Below are 15,092 nucleotides of genomic sequence, written 5' to 3'. Positions count from 1 at the left end.
TCCCGATGCGCAAGCTGAGATCCCTCGCCAACGTCCTGCTCGGCACACTCGGGGCGATGACACTCGTCGTCGCGATCCCGGCGACCGCCCACGCGAACGTCCTGACCCTGCTGCCGCAGAACGCCGACGGCCTGGAGCAGACCTTCTCCCCCGCCTACGACTACGACGGTGACGGCTGCTACGCCACCGCCGCCATCGGCGCCGACGGCACCCTCAACCCCGGTCTGAAGCTCGGCGGCGACGTCAACGGTCACTGCCACGATCCCGCCCAGCTGAACAACGCGAACACCTACTCGCGCGAGAAGTGCAACAACGGCTGGTGCGCGGTCATGTACGCCAGTTACTTCGAAAAGGACCAGATCACCCTCGGCCCGGCGGCCCTCGGCCACACCCACGACTGGGAACACGTCATTGTGTGGATCACCAACAACGAGATCCAGTACGTGTCGGTGTCCCAGCACAGCAGCTACCAGGTGGCCGCCCGCTCGGCGATCCGCTTCGACGGCACCCACCCGAAGATCGTCTACCACAAGGACGGCGTCTCCAGTCACTGCTTCCGCTTCGCCAACAGCAATGACGAGCCGGCGGAGAACGCCACGGGCAACTGGTTCTACCCGCGCCTCGTCGGCTGGAACGGCTACCCGGCCGGATTCCGCGACACGTTGATCGGCGCCGACTTCGGCTCGGCGACCCTCAAGATCGACGACGGCGACTTCCAGTACAACCTCGCCTATTCCATGCCGTCCGGCATCCCGTTCGACCCGTACGCCTGACGGCGTCGCGAGACCAGGGCCCCGCAGGTTCCCTTCTGCGGGGCCCTTTCGCCGACCCCTTCTTGAACTACCAACGGGTAGGGCTATCATCACTCGCACACACGGGGTGACCGTCCGCCAACGCAGCGGTTGTACGGCATCCACCACGCCTTTCGCCGGCCGCTGACCCGAGGCCATCCCTCTCCGGGTCCGAGGCGGGTCCCCTCACCCCCCTACGTCGCCGGGGCAGTTGAACCGCGCGTCGTGCACGACCGAAAGCAGCACAACCATGAGCAACAGCAGGGGCAGAGGGCTACAGGCCAACGCCCTCGGCACGTTCGACACCGTCGTGATGGCCGTCGCGGGCAGTGCACCCGCGTACTCGCTGGCCGCGACCACCGCGGTCCTGGTCGGCACGGTGGGCCTGGCCAGTCCGGCGGCCCTGCTGTACTGCGCGATACCGATGCTCGGCATCGCGCTCGCGTTCAGCTATCTCGGCCGGATCGACGTGAACGCGGGCGCCAGTTACTCGTGGGTGGGCCGGACGCTCCACCCCTTCCTGGGCTTCATCAGCGGCTGGGCGCTGGTGATTTCGGCGACCATCTTCATGGTGGCCGGTTCGCTGCCGGCGGGGTCGATGACGCTCGCCCTCTTCGACGAGGACCTCGCCGACAACACCGCGCTGTCCACGCTGGTCGGCGCCGCGTGGTTCCTGGTCATGCTGCTGGTGGTGCTGGGCGGCGCCCGGCTCACCGTCCGCGCCCAGTTGGTCATGTCCGGCGTCGAACTCACCGTGCTGGCCCTCTTCATGGTGCTCGCCGTCTTCCACACGGACAACGCCCGCACATTCGACTGGTCCTGGCTCGGCTTCAGCCACTTCGACGGGGTGAGCGGCTTCGCGTCGGGTGCGCTCATCGCGGCGTTCTACTACTGGGGTTGGGACGTCACCAGCAACCTCAGCGAGGAGACCCGCAACAGCCGTCGTACGACGGGACTGGCCGGCCTGATCGGAGTCGGCATCGTCTTTCTGCTCTTCGAGGTGTTCACCGTCGCGGTGAACGTCATCCTCTCCGCGCGCCAGATCGAGGACAACGACGCCAACGTGCTGGGCGTGCTCGGCGAGGAGATCTGGCCGGGCTGGGGCGGCAAGCTGCTGATCGTGTCCGTGATGCTGTCCACGATCGCCACGCTGGAGACCACCCTCATCCAGGTCACGCGCTCCCTGTTCGCGATGGGCCGCGACCGTACGATGCCGGCCGCGCTGGGCCGGGTGCACCGCACCTGGAACACGCCGTGGGTCGCGATCGCGGTCGTCGGTGTGGTGGCGCTGGTGATGTTCATCGCCTCCAACGCCCTGGGCACGGTGGGCGACATCCTCTCGGACGCGATCTCGGCGATCGGCCTGCAGATCGCCGTCTACTACGGACTCGCGGGCCTCGCGGTGGTCGTCGCCTACCGCAAGGTCCTGCTGAAGTCCCCGGCGAACTTCCTGCTCGGCGGGGTGTGGCCGCTGTTCGGCTCGGCGTTCATGTTCTGGATATTCGTCGAGTCGCTGGGCGAGCTGAGCCGGGCCGCGATCGCGATCGGCATCGGCGGCCTGGCCGTCGGCCTGATCCCCATGTTCTGGTACTGGAGACAGGGCAGCGACTACTACCGGCCGGCGAAGCTGGACGCCAGCCGCACCATCCGGACGGACTACGTCCCCGCCGGACACGCGGCCGCCAGGGCCCGTGTCCACGAGGGTCTCCCGACCGACTTCTGAGGGAGCACCCGATGGCGCGAGACCGTTTCACCCCCGACTTCGACCCCGACTGCGGGGACGCGCCCCTCACCTCCGCCCGGCAGGACATCGTCATCGGCCGCTGGCAGGGGCTGCGCGAACTGCTGCGCGCCACCGGCCCCGACTGGGACGCACGCGGCCACCGCGTCCGCCTCCTCGCCCAGGCCTGCGCGGACAGTTCGACGGCGGAGTCATGGCTGGCCACCGAGCCGCGCAACGCCGACGCACAGGTCCTGCGAGCCGCGACGGAGACGGCACGCGTGTTCAACCTGGCCATCTCGGCGGGACGGGGTGTGCCGATCGACCAGACCCGTATCGAGGCCGCGGTGCTGGCGTGTCTGCGGGCGGCGGAGGCGTATCCGGAGGATCCGACGCCGTGGATCTCCCTGATCTCCGTGTCGCGGCTGTACACCTCCGGGGTGCGCAGGCAGGAACTGGCGCGCTGGTGGGACGAGTTGCACCAGCGCGACCCGTACAGCGTGGAGGGCCACCTGCAGGTGCTCCACTACTACTCCTCCCGCTGGCACGGCACCCACGGCCTCATGTACGACTTCGCCCGCGACGCGGCCGGTGTGGCACCATCCGGCTGCGCACTGCCGGTGCTCGTGCAGTACGCCCGCGTCGAGGAGTACCGCTTCGCCCTGGACGCCGCGAAGGGACAGCACGCCGCCGTCGGCATCAGCCGGCACTGGGCCCACGACGGGGCCGTCAGCGACGTACGGCGCACCTGGGAGCGCTGGATCGTGGGCCGCGCCGACGACTCGGTGGCGCCCTGGGAGCTCCGCGACCTCAACTACCTCACCCACGCGGCCTGTCTGGCGGACGAACCGGAGATCGCCGAGTCCCTGCTGCGCATGCTCGGACGCCGCGCCACGCGAACTCCCTGGTCGTACACGGGAGATCCCGAGAAGCAGATCGTGAAGTGGCGCAAGGAGGCACGGCTGCGAATGTGAGAGGGCTCCGGGGGTTGCCTGGGGCGCGGGTTGGACCTTGCCGCAGTCGAGCGGATCGGGCTGGACGTAGCAGGGCGTTGCGGTACTGAGTGCCGGCCTCAGGGTGCGGTGGTCGGGCCGTCCGGGCGGGTGCGGCGCTGGTCGACCATCTCGTGGCTCAGGTCCTCGGTCTCCCGTTCGGGCAGCCGCTCGAAGCCATCCTCCGTGATGACCGACACGATGGGGAAGATACGGCGGCCGATGTCGGGGCCGCCGGTCGCGGAGTCGTCGTCCGCCGCGTCGTACAGGGCCTGGAGTGCGGCCAGGGCGGCCTCGCGCCTGGTCATGCCCGTGCGGAACAGCTTCTTCAACGCGCCCCGGGCGTACGGGGAGCCGGAGCCCTCGGCGTGGAAGTCCGACTTCTCGTACGTGCCGCCCGTGACGTCGAAGCTGAAGATGCGGCCCTGCCGGCCCTCGGGGGCCTTGGTGTCGTAGCCGGCGAGCAGGGGGACGACGGCGAGACCCTGCATGGCCTGGCCGAGGTTCTGGCGGAGCATCCCGGCCAGCCGGGTCGCCTTCGCCCCGAGGGTCATCGGGATGCCCTCGATCTTCTCGAAGTGGGTCAGCTCCATCTGGTAGAGCTTCACCATGTCGAGGGCGAGCCCGACGGTGCCGGCGAAGGCGACCGCGGTGTAGTCGTCCGCCGGGTGCACCTTCTCCAGGTCGCGCTGCGCGATGAGGTTGCCCATCGTGGCCCTGCGGTCCCCGGCGATCATCACGCCGTCGCGGTAGGCGAGGGCCAGCACCGTGGTGCCGTGCGGGAACTCGTCGGGGTCGGCCCGGACGCCGTCCGGGAAGGGGCGGCGCATGGGCAGCAGCTCGGGCCGGTGTGCCGTCAGGAACTCGGTGAAGGACGAGCTTCCGGGGGTGAAGAACTCCTCACCTAAACGGCCGTCCGTCTCGTGCTGTCCCATGCCACTCCCCCTCAACTGCCGTCTCTGGCCGGTGGACCGATAAACGACTACTACCTGCCTCGGGCGGACCGGAAACGCCCGTGCGACTCACAGGGCCTTGCGGCGGATGAGCACCCCGAGCACGAGGAGGCCGGGAACCAGGGGCAGCCACACTGTCAGGAGCCGGTAGCCGAGGACCACGGAGGCGGCCGTGGCGGCCGGGGCTCCGGCGGCGGTGAGGGCGACGGCGAGCGCGGCGTCGAGGGAGCCGAGGCCGCCGGGGGTGGGCAGGAGGACGGCGGCGCTGCTGGCGGCGAGGTAGAGCAGCGCCACCCGGGCCGGGGACAGCGGAACTCCGACGGCCTGGGTGACGGCGATCAGCACGAACGAGTGCAGTGCGGCGAAGGCCAGCGACCCGCCCCACAGGGCAGCCGCCCGGGGCGGTCTGGCATGGACGGCGCGGATGTCGGCGTACACCGCCGACAGGGCGCGCCGGCACCTGGACGACAGCGGGCCGGCGACCAGCACGCCCACGACCACGGCCACCCCGAGCACGACGGCCACGACCCCCGCAGAGACCTGCGGGACTCTCAGGACACCGGGACAGGTCAGGGCGAGCGCGGCGATCAGCGCGCCGCGCACGACCGCGCCGGCGGTGCCCTTGACCGCGAGCGCGGACGCCGAGCGACCGGCGGGCAGTCCGCAGCGCATGAGGAACCGGAGATTGACGGCACCCGCGCCGAGCCCGGCCGGCAGGACGTGGTTGGCGGCGGACGCGGCGAACTGCGCCGCCACGAGTCGCCCTCCGGGCAGTCGCCGTAGCACCGCGCCCTGCTGGGCGAGGGCCGCGCACATCCAGGTCGCCGCGGCGGCCGTCGCGCCCACCAGCAGCCAGCCCTGGTCGGCGACCGCGAGCCGGTCGACGGCCGCGACCACCACGGGCCAGTGGTGGTGGGCCAGGTAGGCGGCGCAGACCAGGACGGCGCAGGCGAGGGCCGTATGCCAGTAGACCCGGCTGCGGGGCGGCGTGGCGAGCGTGGTGTGCGCATTGTTGGCCATCGTCCACCTCTGCCCCTACGGGTCCTGGGGCGTCTGACGTCCTGCAGCCGAGGGGGCCGAAGGCGGGAGTTGTGAGTCGGGCAGCACAGCCAAACTAACCCGCTCCGAGCATGGTCGCCCGGCGCGGTACACCCGGACGAGGTCCTGCCGGATCACTTCGGACGCGGTTTCAGGCAGGAAGGTGATCCTCCGCCCACACGATCAGCGCCGCGAGGGGGATGAGGAAGGCGTTGCCGTGCGGAGTGAGTGCGTAGTGGCGGGCGGTGGGGACGACGAGGTCGGCCGTGGTCAGTTGCCGGAGGCGGTCGGTGAGCACGTGGTCGGTGATGCCGGGGACACGCTCGCGGATCCGGTCGAAGTCGGCCGGGCCTTTGGCCAGGGCCTCGATGATCAGGCCGTTCCAGCCACGGTCCAGCAGGGCGAAGGCCCGAGCGGCTGCCGGCAGGGGCTCCGGCTGAGCGTGTCGCGGGGTGGTCATGGTGACTGTCCCTTCTCGGTACGGCGCGAGGCATGTGCGCTGCCTCGCGCCGTACGTGGTGGTGGCCTCAGCCCATGTGGACGGGCGCCGCGCCTTCGGTGTGCTGCTGCTTACGCGCGTTGACGGCCAGGAAGGTGACGACCACCGCGGCCAGGAACATGGCGCCGCCGGCGACGAAGGCCGTGGTGTAGCCGTCCGTCAGTGCTTCCTGCGCCTTGGCCACCATGGGGAAGTCCTCGGTGGCCAGGCTCCGGTAGAGGGTGGCGGCCGCCTGGGGCAGCTTGTCGTCGGCCGCGGAGGTGGCGAGCGTCGACAGGACGGCGAGGCCGAGCGCGCCGCCGATCTGCTGGGTGGTGTTCAACAGCGCCGAGGCCATGCCCGTGTCGTGGTGGTCGACACCGCTCACCGCGCCGAGCGTCAGCGGAACGAAGCTCATGCCGAGGCCGAGAGCGGTGACGAACATCGCGGGCAACAGGTGCGCTGCATATGAGGAGTCGGTCTCCAGGGTGGAGAACCAGAACATGCCGCAGGCCCCGACGAGCAGGCCGGGTCCGGTGATCAGCCGGGGCGGGAAATGGGTGACGAGCTTGGAGCTGATGCCCGCCGCGGCGGCCATTCCGACGCTGAAGGGCAGATAGGCGAACCCGGTCCTGACGGCGCTGTATCCGAGGATGAGCTGCATGTACAACGTCAGGAAGTAGAACGTGGCGAACATGCCCGCGCCGACCAGCAGCATCGTGACGTAACTGCCGGAGCGGTTACGGTCCTTGAGCAGCCGCAACGGCATCATCGGCTCGTCGGCACGCGACTGGACGACCAGGAACACCGCCAGCAGTATGGCGGCCGTCGCGAAGGAGGCCAGCGTCAGTCCGTTCGTCCAGCCGTGTTCGCCGCCGCGGGTGATGGCGTAGACGAGGGCGATCAGGCCGCCGGTGCCAGTGATCGCGCCGGGGACGTCCAGGCGGCCGGGGTGCCGTTCGGCCTCGACGAGGGTCCTGGTGCCGGCGAGGACGGTCACGCCGATGGGGATGTTGACGAAGAACACCCAGCGCCAGTCGAGGGCGTCGGTGAGGGTGCCGCCGAGCAGCAGGCCGGCCGTGGCGCCGACGCCGGCCATCGCGGCGTAGACGCCCATGGCCGTGTTGCGTGCCTTGCCCGCCGGGAAGGTGGTGGTGATCAGGGCCAGCGCGCTGGGCGCGGCGAGTGCGGCGCCGACGCCCTGCAGGATGCGGGCGCCGATCAACAGCCCTTCGTTCGGGGCGAGTCCGCCCAGCAGGGAGGCCAGGGTGAAGACGAGGATGCCGACCTGGAACATCCGCCGCCGGCCGAAGAGGTCACCGGCCTTGCCGCCGAGCAGCATCAGCCCGCCGAAGGCCAGCGCGTAGGAGTTGACGATCCACGCCAGGTTCGCGTCGGAGACGCCGAGGTCGGTCTGGATGGCGGGCAGCGCGATGTTGGTGATGGTGTTGTCGAGGACCACCATCAACTGGGCCGCGGCGATCACGAAGAGCGCGACGCCGAGATGCCGGCCGCCCGGGGAGACCCCGGGCGAGGCTGCGCCCCGCGCGGGGGTGGTGATCGTACTTTCGGCAGACAAGGGAGAACTCCTAAGGATGGCAAGGAGGAGTGAAAGGGAATTCCAGCGAGAGAGAAAGGAACTCGGAATGTCAAATGGAGTTCCGCCGGCCAATGCGAGCGGGATGGACACTAACACCCAACTGCCGCTTGCCGCACACCCCATTTACCGCTTGACAGGGCTACCAAATTTCTGATCTCAGCGGTCACAGGATGGAATTCTCCGAGACCATAAGTCCCGCGCAAATGTCAAATAGAGAATCCCATTCTGGCGGGAATCCGGGACTGCCCCGCAGCGGTAAGTGAATCGAGCGGCTCTACGATCTTCACATGAGTGACTGGAGCCCGGCAGCCGAGGAGCTGCGGACCGCCCGACTGTCGCTGCGGCGTCCGGACGAAGCCGATGTGGATGCGATCTTCGAGATCCACCGGGATCCCGCGACCTGTCTGCACAATCCTTCCGACGCGCTGACCCGACGCGAGGAGGCGGAGGAGCTCTGGCAGCGCTGGAACGACCAGTGGCAGCTGTGCGGATACGGGTACTGGGTCGTCCGGCTCCACGGCTCCGACCAGCCGCTGGGCTTCTGCGGCATCAAACCCATGGACCTGCGGGAGATGCGGATCCTCAACCTGTTCTACCGCTTCGCCACCTCGGCATGGGGTCAGGGATTCGCCGGCGAGGCAGCCGCCGAGGTCGCGGCCTGGGTGTCCGGTCATGGTCCCGATCTCCCCCTGATCGCCCGGGTCAGACCGTCCAACATCGCTTCGCAGCGCGTGGCGGTGCGGGCCGCTCTGGCCCGGGCGGAGCACCTCGACGGACCCGGATACGACGGCTTCGACTGGATCTACGCGGCAGGGCTCCCCGGCTGAACTGCGTCTCCGTGCCGCCCGGTCAGTCGTGCGGGAACGAGTGGTGTTCGTGGGCGACCAGCCAGTGGCCTCGCTCCTTGCGCAGGCCGAGGGTCAGGCGTAGGCGCAGGGTGGGGCGTTGGTGGAGTTCCTCGGGGGTTCCGCAGCGCAGCAGGGCGTGGGCGTAGGCGACGTCGGGGCCGGCGGTGACGTGGAGGGAGACGATGTCGAAGTGGGCGCCCTGCGCCTGCCAGGCGAGGAACGGCGGCCAGGTCGCGCGGTAGGCGGCGAGTCCGCGGATTCCGTCGTGGGGCGGGGTCACGTCGAACATGACGATGTCCTCGGCGTGGTGGGCGAGTACGGCGTCGAGGTCACCGTGGTGGACTGCCTGGGCCCACTTCGTGATCAGGGTGCGGATCTCCGCGTGGTCGTCGGGCATGGTGTCCGCGCCCTCCTTCCCTTTCCACTCGACTCCCCCGTCGAGCCGGAAATCATCGCCCGCCGCTCGGGTGACACACTCTGTTCTGTGCCGCTGACCTTCGACGACCTCCTCACCCGCGCCACCGCCCTCACCCATTCCGGCCGGCGAGCCGTCCTCGGCATCGCCGGCAGTCCCGGGGCGGGAAAGACGACACTCGCCGAGGCGCTGGTGCGCGAACTGAACGGGACCGGGGACCCGTGGGTCGCGCACGTCCCCATGGACGGCTTCCATCTGGCCGACGTCGAACTCGACCGGCTCGGCCTGCGCGACCGCAAGGGCGCGCCCGAGACCTTCGACGCGGCGGGCTACGCGGCGCTGCTGCGCCGGCTGCGCGAGGACGACCCCGACGGCCCGGACGACATCGTGTACGCGCCCGGCTTCGAGCGGGTCCTGGAGCAGCCGATCGCGGGCGCCGTTCCGGTGCCGTCGACGGCCCGTCTGGTCGTCACCGAGGGCAACTACCTTCTCCTGCCCACGGGTTCATGGCCCCGCGTCCGGTCCCACCTCGACGAGGTGTGGTTCTGCGAGCAGCCCGAGGACGAACGCGTCCGTCGACTGATCGCCCGCCACGAGGAGTTCGGCAAGGACCACGACACGGCCGTGGCCTGGGTCCTGGGCACGGACCAGCGCAACGCGAAGCTCGTGGCGGCGACCCGGGAGCGGGCGGACCTGGTGGTACCCAAGACGGTCCTGCCCGCTCCTCTCCGCTGAACTGCCGCTTATCTCAGAGGAGTTCGAGAGTCGGTTCCCCGTGCCCGTCGCCCGCCGCGTCTCCGATCACGGCGGCGAAGGCCTCGGTGCGGACGACCAGGCCCGCCTCCGTCAGCTCGAAAGCCGGCGTGAACTCCCCGCCGGGTCCGTACCGTACGGCGAAGACGCTCAGGCCCTCCGGAGCGCCCGGCGCCGGCTCCGCCTCCAATGCCGAGGAGGCGACCAGGTGACGCCAGCCCTCGTCGGGGTTGCCGTAGCCGCGCGGGTCCGCGGCGAGGGCGAAGGCCGCCGGCTCCTGCGTCGTGTCCGAGCGGGAGTCGAAGAACTCCGGGCCCTCCCCCTGCGGGTGGGTCAGCCGCAGTTCGCCCGCGGACGTCACCTCGGCGTCGGTGGTCCGGCGCACCCGGTCGCCGTCGTCCGCGGCGTACGGCAGACCGGCGAGCAAGTACGGGGTTCCGTCGAGGTGTTCGGCGACGACCGTCATCCACAGGCTCGTGCCGTCGGTGACGTACAGGGACCGGACGTGACGCAGGACATGGTCGCGGCCGACGACCGGCTTGGTGACCAGCTTGGCCGTCAGTGCGTCGGTGCGCAGGTCGCGTACGCGTACCTCGCCCATGGGGCGGCACAGCAGGAAGCCGTCGAGCACCGGACCGAAGCCGTGCTGGCGGTTCACGGCCGCGGGCAGGTAGTACGTGCCCCCGGCTTCCAGGAGCGACGGTGTCATCCGGCTGTCGAAGGCCACCGACACCGTGCCCGCGCGCAGTTGGTGCCGGACCGCCGTGGCCGACGGGGTGCGGTGCCAGGGGGTCGTGTCCTGGATCTGCCAGACCAGCATCCAGGCGAAGTGCCCGTCGACGCCGCCGTCCGGCTTGGCCGCATGCCGGCTCCAGCGGGTGTCGCCGCGGTAGCGGCCGATGTCCGCACGGATGCGGGCGCCGAAGTAGCGCAGCCCGAGAACCGACTCGAAGCCGGAGTGCTGTTCGCTGTAGCGGGGGCCGCCGTTGTCGAAGCCGCCGTTGGTGAGGCGCGCGTCGATGTAGCGGGCCAGCGCCTCCCCGTCCTGCGCGAAGACGTCCTCGCCGCTGACGCGGTGGGCCTGGGCGAGGAAGGAGAGGGAGATCGGACCGTAGTTGTTGTCGTACGCGCCGCCGTGCTCGGGCGGCAGCAGTGCGCCCCGGTCGCGTACCCGGTGGGCGCGGATCTCGTCGCCGTACAGAGTGAGCGCGCGCCGGCGCACCGACTCTCCTTCTTCCGAAGGGAGATGGCGAGCCAGCATGAGGCCACCGACAACGCAGCCGATGGCCTGGTTGCCGGCCTCCTGCGGGTTGAAGAAGGTGGCTTCGGTGAGCCAGTGCCAGTAGCCGTGCGCCAACTCGACCAGCCCGGTGCGCTGTTCGTCGTCGACGAGTCCGTCCGCCGCGTCGAGGATGTTGACCGCCTGGAGCAGCGCCCACACCGTGCTCGGCCAGTCGCCGATGGGATGGGCGCCCGCCTCCAGGACGTAACGGGCGTACGGGAGACCGGAGTTGCGCACCTTCAGGTTCGGGTAGCCGGGGTTGTCCTCGGTGTAGACGCGCTCCTGGAGATGGAAGGCGAGGCTGCGCCGTACCGCCTCCGGCAGCCGCGGGTCCTTGCCGCGCTGCCAGGCGAAGGCCAGCAGCGACGTGATCCCGAGCGAGGTGTCCCCGATGTCGTCGTAGCAGTCGGGGTGTTCGAGGTTTCCCTCCGGCTCGATGCGTCGCAGGGCCTGCTCGACGACGTCGGCGAGGACCGCGTCGTAGGCCTCCGGGGTGTCGGGGAGGTCGTGCAGCGGGCCGCGCTGGTGGAGGAGGTGCACGGGTGGATCAGCCCTTCATGCCGGGGTGGCCGTGGCGTGGGTCGTCGGGGTCAGAAGACAGGTGCGGGGCGGCGGGCGCGCAGGGCGACGCTCAGTGTCTGCGGGCCCTGTCCACCGATATAGACGCGGTTCCCGGTCGTCGCATCGGTGCCGCCCACCACGGTGTAGTCCTGCCCCGGGTCGTACCGTAGTACGTCGCTCCCGTCCGGCCCGGCGAGCGGTTCGCCCGCCTCGACGTCGACCTCGACCTGGATCTCGTCGTCACCGACCCGGTAGGTCATCGGACCGGTCGTCAGACACCAGCGTCCGTCGCCGATCGGCACGGCGCCCTCCGGCACACCGCCCGGCCGGAAGGTCAGTTCGAGGGCCCAGGGCACCCGCGGGCCGCTGATGTCGATCCGCAGGTCGGCACCGTCCTCCCGCAGGTCCACCTCGACGCGGGTCGTGTGTGAGACCTCGTCCCTAGGCCGGTCCGGGAAGGCCATCGAGGCCGAGAAGCGTCCGTCGTCCACCAGCCGGTAGACGCCGTCGTCCCGCCTCTCGTCCTTCGGGAGCGGCTGGTAGTAGGCGGCCGTGAGGGTTTGGGTGAGCCGGTACCGGTTGTCGGCGAGCTGTCGCATGTCGGCGGCGCGGAACGGGCCCAGGTCGAAGAACCCCCGCGAGAGCCGGACCGCGTCGAGGACGGCATCGCCGGCGAACAGACGCAGGAAGGTGGGGTTGCAGGCGAGGCCCGAGCGGATGCGCCGGTGCTCGGGCACGTCGGAGCCGCCGTACACCACCGTGTGCGCGGTGACCGAGGCGCGTGCGCCGAGGCGTGCGGTGGTGAGGTACCGGTCGCGCGGAAGTGCCTCCGCGGCCGGGGCCGGCAGGGCGCGGCACAGGTCCGGGGTGAGGAGGGTCTCGGCGAGCAGGTCGGGGTCGTCGATGCCGTCGGCGGCCGCCTGCCGCGCCACCCGGGCGAAGTCACCCCGGCCAGTGCGGATCGCGAGCAGCCGGTAGTGCGGCAGGTAGGGCGCCAGCGGGAACGGGTGGTTTTGGTCCTGTCGTCGCGAGTGGACGGTCTCCACCGTGCCGTCCGGCCTGATGAGGTCCAGGGTCGTGGCGAGATTGCGTTCGACGGTGTACAGCAGGTCGGCGCGGCCGAGGACCTCGGCCAGCAGGAGCAGCGACGGGTTGGACACGTGGGCCGCGTAGTTGGCGCTGCGTTCCGAGTACAGGCCCTCCGCGTCGATGTCGACGCCCTCGGCGAGCCACTCCTCGATGCGGTCGAGCAGCCGGTCGTCGAGGAACGACCGGTGCAGCCGGGCCAGCGCCGCGCACAGCTCCCAGCGGTGGTTCGGGGTGTGCACCCCACCGGTCAGGAGACTGCCAAAGCCGGCGCCGGCGATCTCGGCGAGCGCGGCCGTGACGTCGTACAGTTCCGGCCCCGCGCCGGCGGCGAGAACGTGCGCGTCGCACACGTCGTTGACGGTGAACGCGGAGTCCGGGGGTGACTGCACGTTGTCGCCGCCGGCGAAGAGGCCGCTGGTGGTCTGCACGGCCCGCAGGGCGCGGACGTGGGTCATCGCGGCGGCGATGGCCTGCTTGCTGCCGTGCAGTGCCGAGTCCGGGGAACGGTATGCCGCGACCAGGGTCTTCGCCCGGCGCGCCAGACCACGGTGCGGCACACCGGCGGGTTCCTCGTGGGGGCCGGCCGCCAGCGGAGCGGCCAGCCGGTCGGCGGCGCGGGCCGCCGCACGGACGAACTCGTGGTCGAGCGGGGTGGGCAAGGTCAGTCCTTCAGTCCGGCATTGATGTCGGCGCTCATGACGTAACGCTGGAAGACCAGGAAGATGATGATCAGCGGGATCATGGAGATGACCGATGCGCCGAGCAGGACCGACCAGTTGATGTTCTGCGCGCCGACGATGCTCTGGATGCCGATCTGCACGGTGAACTTGTTGGGGTCGTTGAGCATCAGAAGCGGCCAGATGTAGTCGTTCCACCGCCACTGGAAGGACAGGATGGCGAGGGTCAGCATGATGGGCCGGGAGAGCGGCACCATGATCCGCAGGAAGATCGACAGTTCGCGGGCGCCGTCGATGCGTGCGGCTTCCACGAGTTCGTCGGGAACCGTCAGGAAGAACTGGCGGAACATGAAGCATCCGGTCGCGGTGAGCACGGCCGGGAGGATGATGCCGGCGAACGAGTTGTAGAGGCCGAGGTTGCGGACCACCAGGAACTCCGGGGCGAGCATGACCTCGGACGGCAGCATCGTGGTGGCCAGGATGCAGATGAAGAAGACCTTGAGCCACTTGTTGTCGTACTTGGCCAGCGCGTACCCGGTGCAGCAGCTGATTCCCACCGTGAGGATCGTCGTGATCACGCACACGGTGGCCGTGTTGATGAAGTACTGGGAGAAGTTGGCACTGCGCCACGCCGTCAGGTAACCCGACAGGGTGGGGTTGTGCGGAACCACCGTCAGCGGATAGGAGAACAGGTCGCTGGCCGGCTTGAGGGAGCTGAGGATGAACCACAGCACCGGCAGGCCGTACAGGCACGCCATGATCCACAGCAGTGTCGTCGCGGGCACTGCCCGCCGGAGCCCACCGCTGGCCGCACCGCGGGGCCGCTTCTTGGAAACGGCCCGTCCGGTACCGGCGTCGACCGGGCGTGGCATGTCTGTGGTTGTCATCGGTTCTCCACCCGCCGGTTGACGATCAGCTGGATGATCGCGACGGCCATCAGGATGAGCATGAGCACGAATGACGCGGCGCTCGCGTAGCCGATCTGGCCCCGTTTGAAGCCGGTCTCATAGATGTACTGGACAAGCAGGTTGTTCGAGGTGCCGGGTCCGCCGTTGTTGAGGGCGACGAACACCGGGTATTCCTTCATCGCGTTGATCGTGTTGAGCAGGATGACGATGAACGAGGTGGGTGCGATGCTCGGCAGCGTGATGCTGATGAACTGGCGCCATGGGCCGGCGCCGTCGAGCGAGGCCGCCTCGTAGTACGACACCGGTACGTTCTTGATCGCCGCGATGAACAGCAGCATCGTGAAGCCCGTCCAGGCCCAGGATGCCGCGAACACCACCACCAGCAGCGACAGGTCCGCGTTCGACTGCCACGGAACGGCACTTCCGCCGAACTTCTCGATGACGTAGTTGACCAGTCCGAAGTTCTCACCGAACAGCCACCGCCACAGGACACCCACGACGATGGGCGACAGAAGCCAGGGGATGAAGAAGAGGACGCGGGCGACCGACGCGCCCTTGGCGTGCTTGTTCACCACCAGGTTGGCGGCGAGCAGCGAGAGCGCGAAGTTCAGCGGCACGAAGAGCACCGCGTACAGCAGCGTCCGGCTCAGCGCGTCGTAGAAGGTGGAGTCCCCGAACAGGTTGTCGTAGTTGTCCAGTCCGATGAACTGGAACGCCCCCACACCCGTGTAGTTCGTGAAGGAGTAGACGAGCCCGATCACCGCCGGCCAGACGAAGAACAGCGCGAAGAGCACGACATTGGCCGCGATGAGGACGAGCGGCGCAAGGGTGTACTTACTGCGTCTCCTGGGCGGGCTCGCGGACACGGCGGACACGTCCGAGGCGCGTTTTGTCATCTTCCTGACTCCGTGCTGGTGGATTGGGTTCCGGTGGGCTGACGCCGTGAGCCCGGCATCACGTGAGGGCCCGAGGCCGGGCGGCGGTGTC

Annotated in this window: 14 protein-coding genes; 5 read left to right on the top strand and 9 right to left on the bottom strand. The window is 69.6% G+C overall.

Annotation, left to right across the window (positions count from 1 at the left end):
* Window positions 1–5: 5 nt before the first annotated feature.
* The 3 genes from AC5DRG_RS48140 (at window position 6) to AC5DRG_RS48130 (ending at window position 3,485) form a co-directional block, all read left to right on the top strand.
* A complete protein-coding gene (locus tag AC5DRG_RS48140) occupies window positions 6–773 on the top strand; it encodes an NPP1 family protein (protein ID WP_491806643.1) in 768 nt (255 codons plus the stop codon).
* A 268-nt stretch (window positions 774–1,041) separates the two neighbouring features.
* Window positions 1,042–2,514: an APC family permease gene (locus AC5DRG_RS48135; RefSeq protein WP_491806642.1), complete on the top strand. Its 1,473-nt coding sequence runs from the start codon at window positions 1,042–1,044 to the stop codon at window positions 2,512–2,514.
* Between the two features lie 11 nt (window positions 2,515–2,525).
* Window positions 2,526–3,485, top strand: coding sequence for a hypothetical protein (locus tag AC5DRG_RS48130; RefSeq protein WP_491806641.1), 960 nt, complete (start codon window positions 2,526–2,528; stop codon window positions 3,483–3,485).
* Window positions 3,486–3,583: 98 nt separating this feature from the next.
* Here AC5DRG_RS48130 and prcB read toward each other — a convergent pair whose 3' ends face one another.
* The 4 genes from prcB to AC5DRG_RS48110 all read right to left on the bottom strand — a co-directional run bounded on the left by prcB (window position 3,584) and on the right by AC5DRG_RS48110 (window position 7,551).
* Window positions 3,584–4,438 carry a proteasome subunit beta gene (gene prcB, locus AC5DRG_RS48125; RefSeq protein WP_491806640.1) on the bottom strand — a complete coding sequence of 285 codons (855 nt, stop codon included), beginning with the start codon at window positions 4,436–4,438 and terminating at the stop codon, window positions 3,584–3,586.
* A gap of 87 nt (window positions 4,439–4,525) precedes the next feature.
* Complete coding sequence (locus AC5DRG_RS48120) at window positions 4,526–5,476, bottom strand: lysylphosphatidylglycerol synthase domain-containing protein (RefSeq protein ID WP_491806639.1); 951 nt, start codon at window positions 5,474–5,476, stop codon at window positions 4,526–4,528.
* Between the two features lie 169 nt (window positions 5,477–5,645).
* Window positions 5,646–5,954: a winged helix-turn-helix transcriptional regulator gene (locus AC5DRG_RS48115; RefSeq protein ID WP_491806638.1), complete on the bottom strand. Its 309-nt coding sequence runs from the start codon at window positions 5,952–5,954 to the stop codon at window positions 5,646–5,648.
* Window positions 5,955–6,021: 67 nt separating this feature from the next.
* Window positions 6,022–7,551 carry an MFS transporter gene (locus AC5DRG_RS48110; protein ID WP_491806637.1) on the bottom strand — a complete coding sequence of 510 codons (1,530 nt, stop codon included), beginning with the start codon at window positions 7,549–7,551 and terminating at the stop codon, window positions 6,022–6,024.
* Between the two features lie 308 nt (window positions 7,552–7,859).
* On the opposite strand from AC5DRG_RS48110, the gene AC5DRG_RS48105 reads away from it, so the two are divergent.
* Complete coding sequence (locus AC5DRG_RS48105; protein WP_491806636.1) at window positions 7,860–8,399, top strand: GNAT family N-acetyltransferase; 540 nt, start codon at window positions 7,860–7,862, stop codon at window positions 8,397–8,399.
* Between the two features lie 22 nt (window positions 8,400–8,421).
* On the opposite strand, the gene AC5DRG_RS48100 is transcribed toward AC5DRG_RS48105, so the two are convergent.
* On the bottom strand, window positions 8,422–8,817 hold the full coding sequence (locus AC5DRG_RS48100) for a YybH family protein (protein WP_491806635.1): 396 nt from the start codon (window positions 8,815–8,817) through the stop codon (window positions 8,422–8,424).
* An 87-nt stretch (window positions 8,818–8,904) separates the two neighbouring features.
* Here AC5DRG_RS48100 and AC5DRG_RS48095 point away from each other — a divergent pair, with 87 nt between their 5' ends.
* Window positions 8,905–9,570, top strand: coding sequence for a nucleoside/nucleotide kinase family protein (locus tag AC5DRG_RS48095; RefSeq protein ID WP_491806634.1), 666 nt, complete (start codon window positions 8,905–8,907; stop codon window positions 9,568–9,570).
* Window positions 9,571–9,583: 13 nt separating this feature from the next.
* Here the strand turns inward: AC5DRG_RS48095 and AC5DRG_RS48090 are convergent, their stop codons facing one another.
* The 4 genes from AC5DRG_RS48090 to AC5DRG_RS48075 are packed head-to-tail and all read right to left on the bottom strand — an operon-like array spanning window position 9,584 to window position 15,001.
* Complete coding sequence (locus tag AC5DRG_RS48090) at window positions 9,584–11,410, bottom strand: hypothetical protein (RefSeq protein ID WP_491806633.1); 1,827 nt, start codon at window positions 11,408–11,410, stop codon at window positions 9,584–9,586.
* A gap of 50 nt (window positions 11,411–11,460) precedes the next feature.
* Window positions 11,461–13,179 (bottom strand): hypothetical protein, encoded by a 1,719-nt coding sequence (locus tag AC5DRG_RS48085; RefSeq protein ID WP_491806632.1) that lies wholly within the window; start codon window positions 13,177–13,179, stop codon window positions 11,461–11,463.
* 2 nt (window positions 13,180–13,181) lie between these two features.
* Complete coding sequence (locus AC5DRG_RS48080) at window positions 13,182–14,084, bottom strand: carbohydrate ABC transporter permease (protein ID WP_491806631.1); 903 nt, start codon at window positions 14,082–14,084, stop codon at window positions 13,182–13,184.
* Window positions 14,081–15,001, bottom strand: a complete 921-nt coding sequence (locus AC5DRG_RS48075; protein ID WP_491806630.1) for a carbohydrate ABC transporter permease — start codon at window positions 14,999–15,001, stop codon at window positions 14,081–14,083. Before AC5DRG_RS48075 ends, AC5DRG_RS48080 begins: the two co-directional genes overlap by 4 nt.
* Window positions 15,002–15,092 lie beyond the last annotated feature (91 nt).

Source organism: Streptomyces sp. JLBG701 (assembly GCF_058544905.1).
Note: the sequence above shows the minus strand (reverse complement) of the source record. Positions and strands in the feature narration are given on the sequence as shown.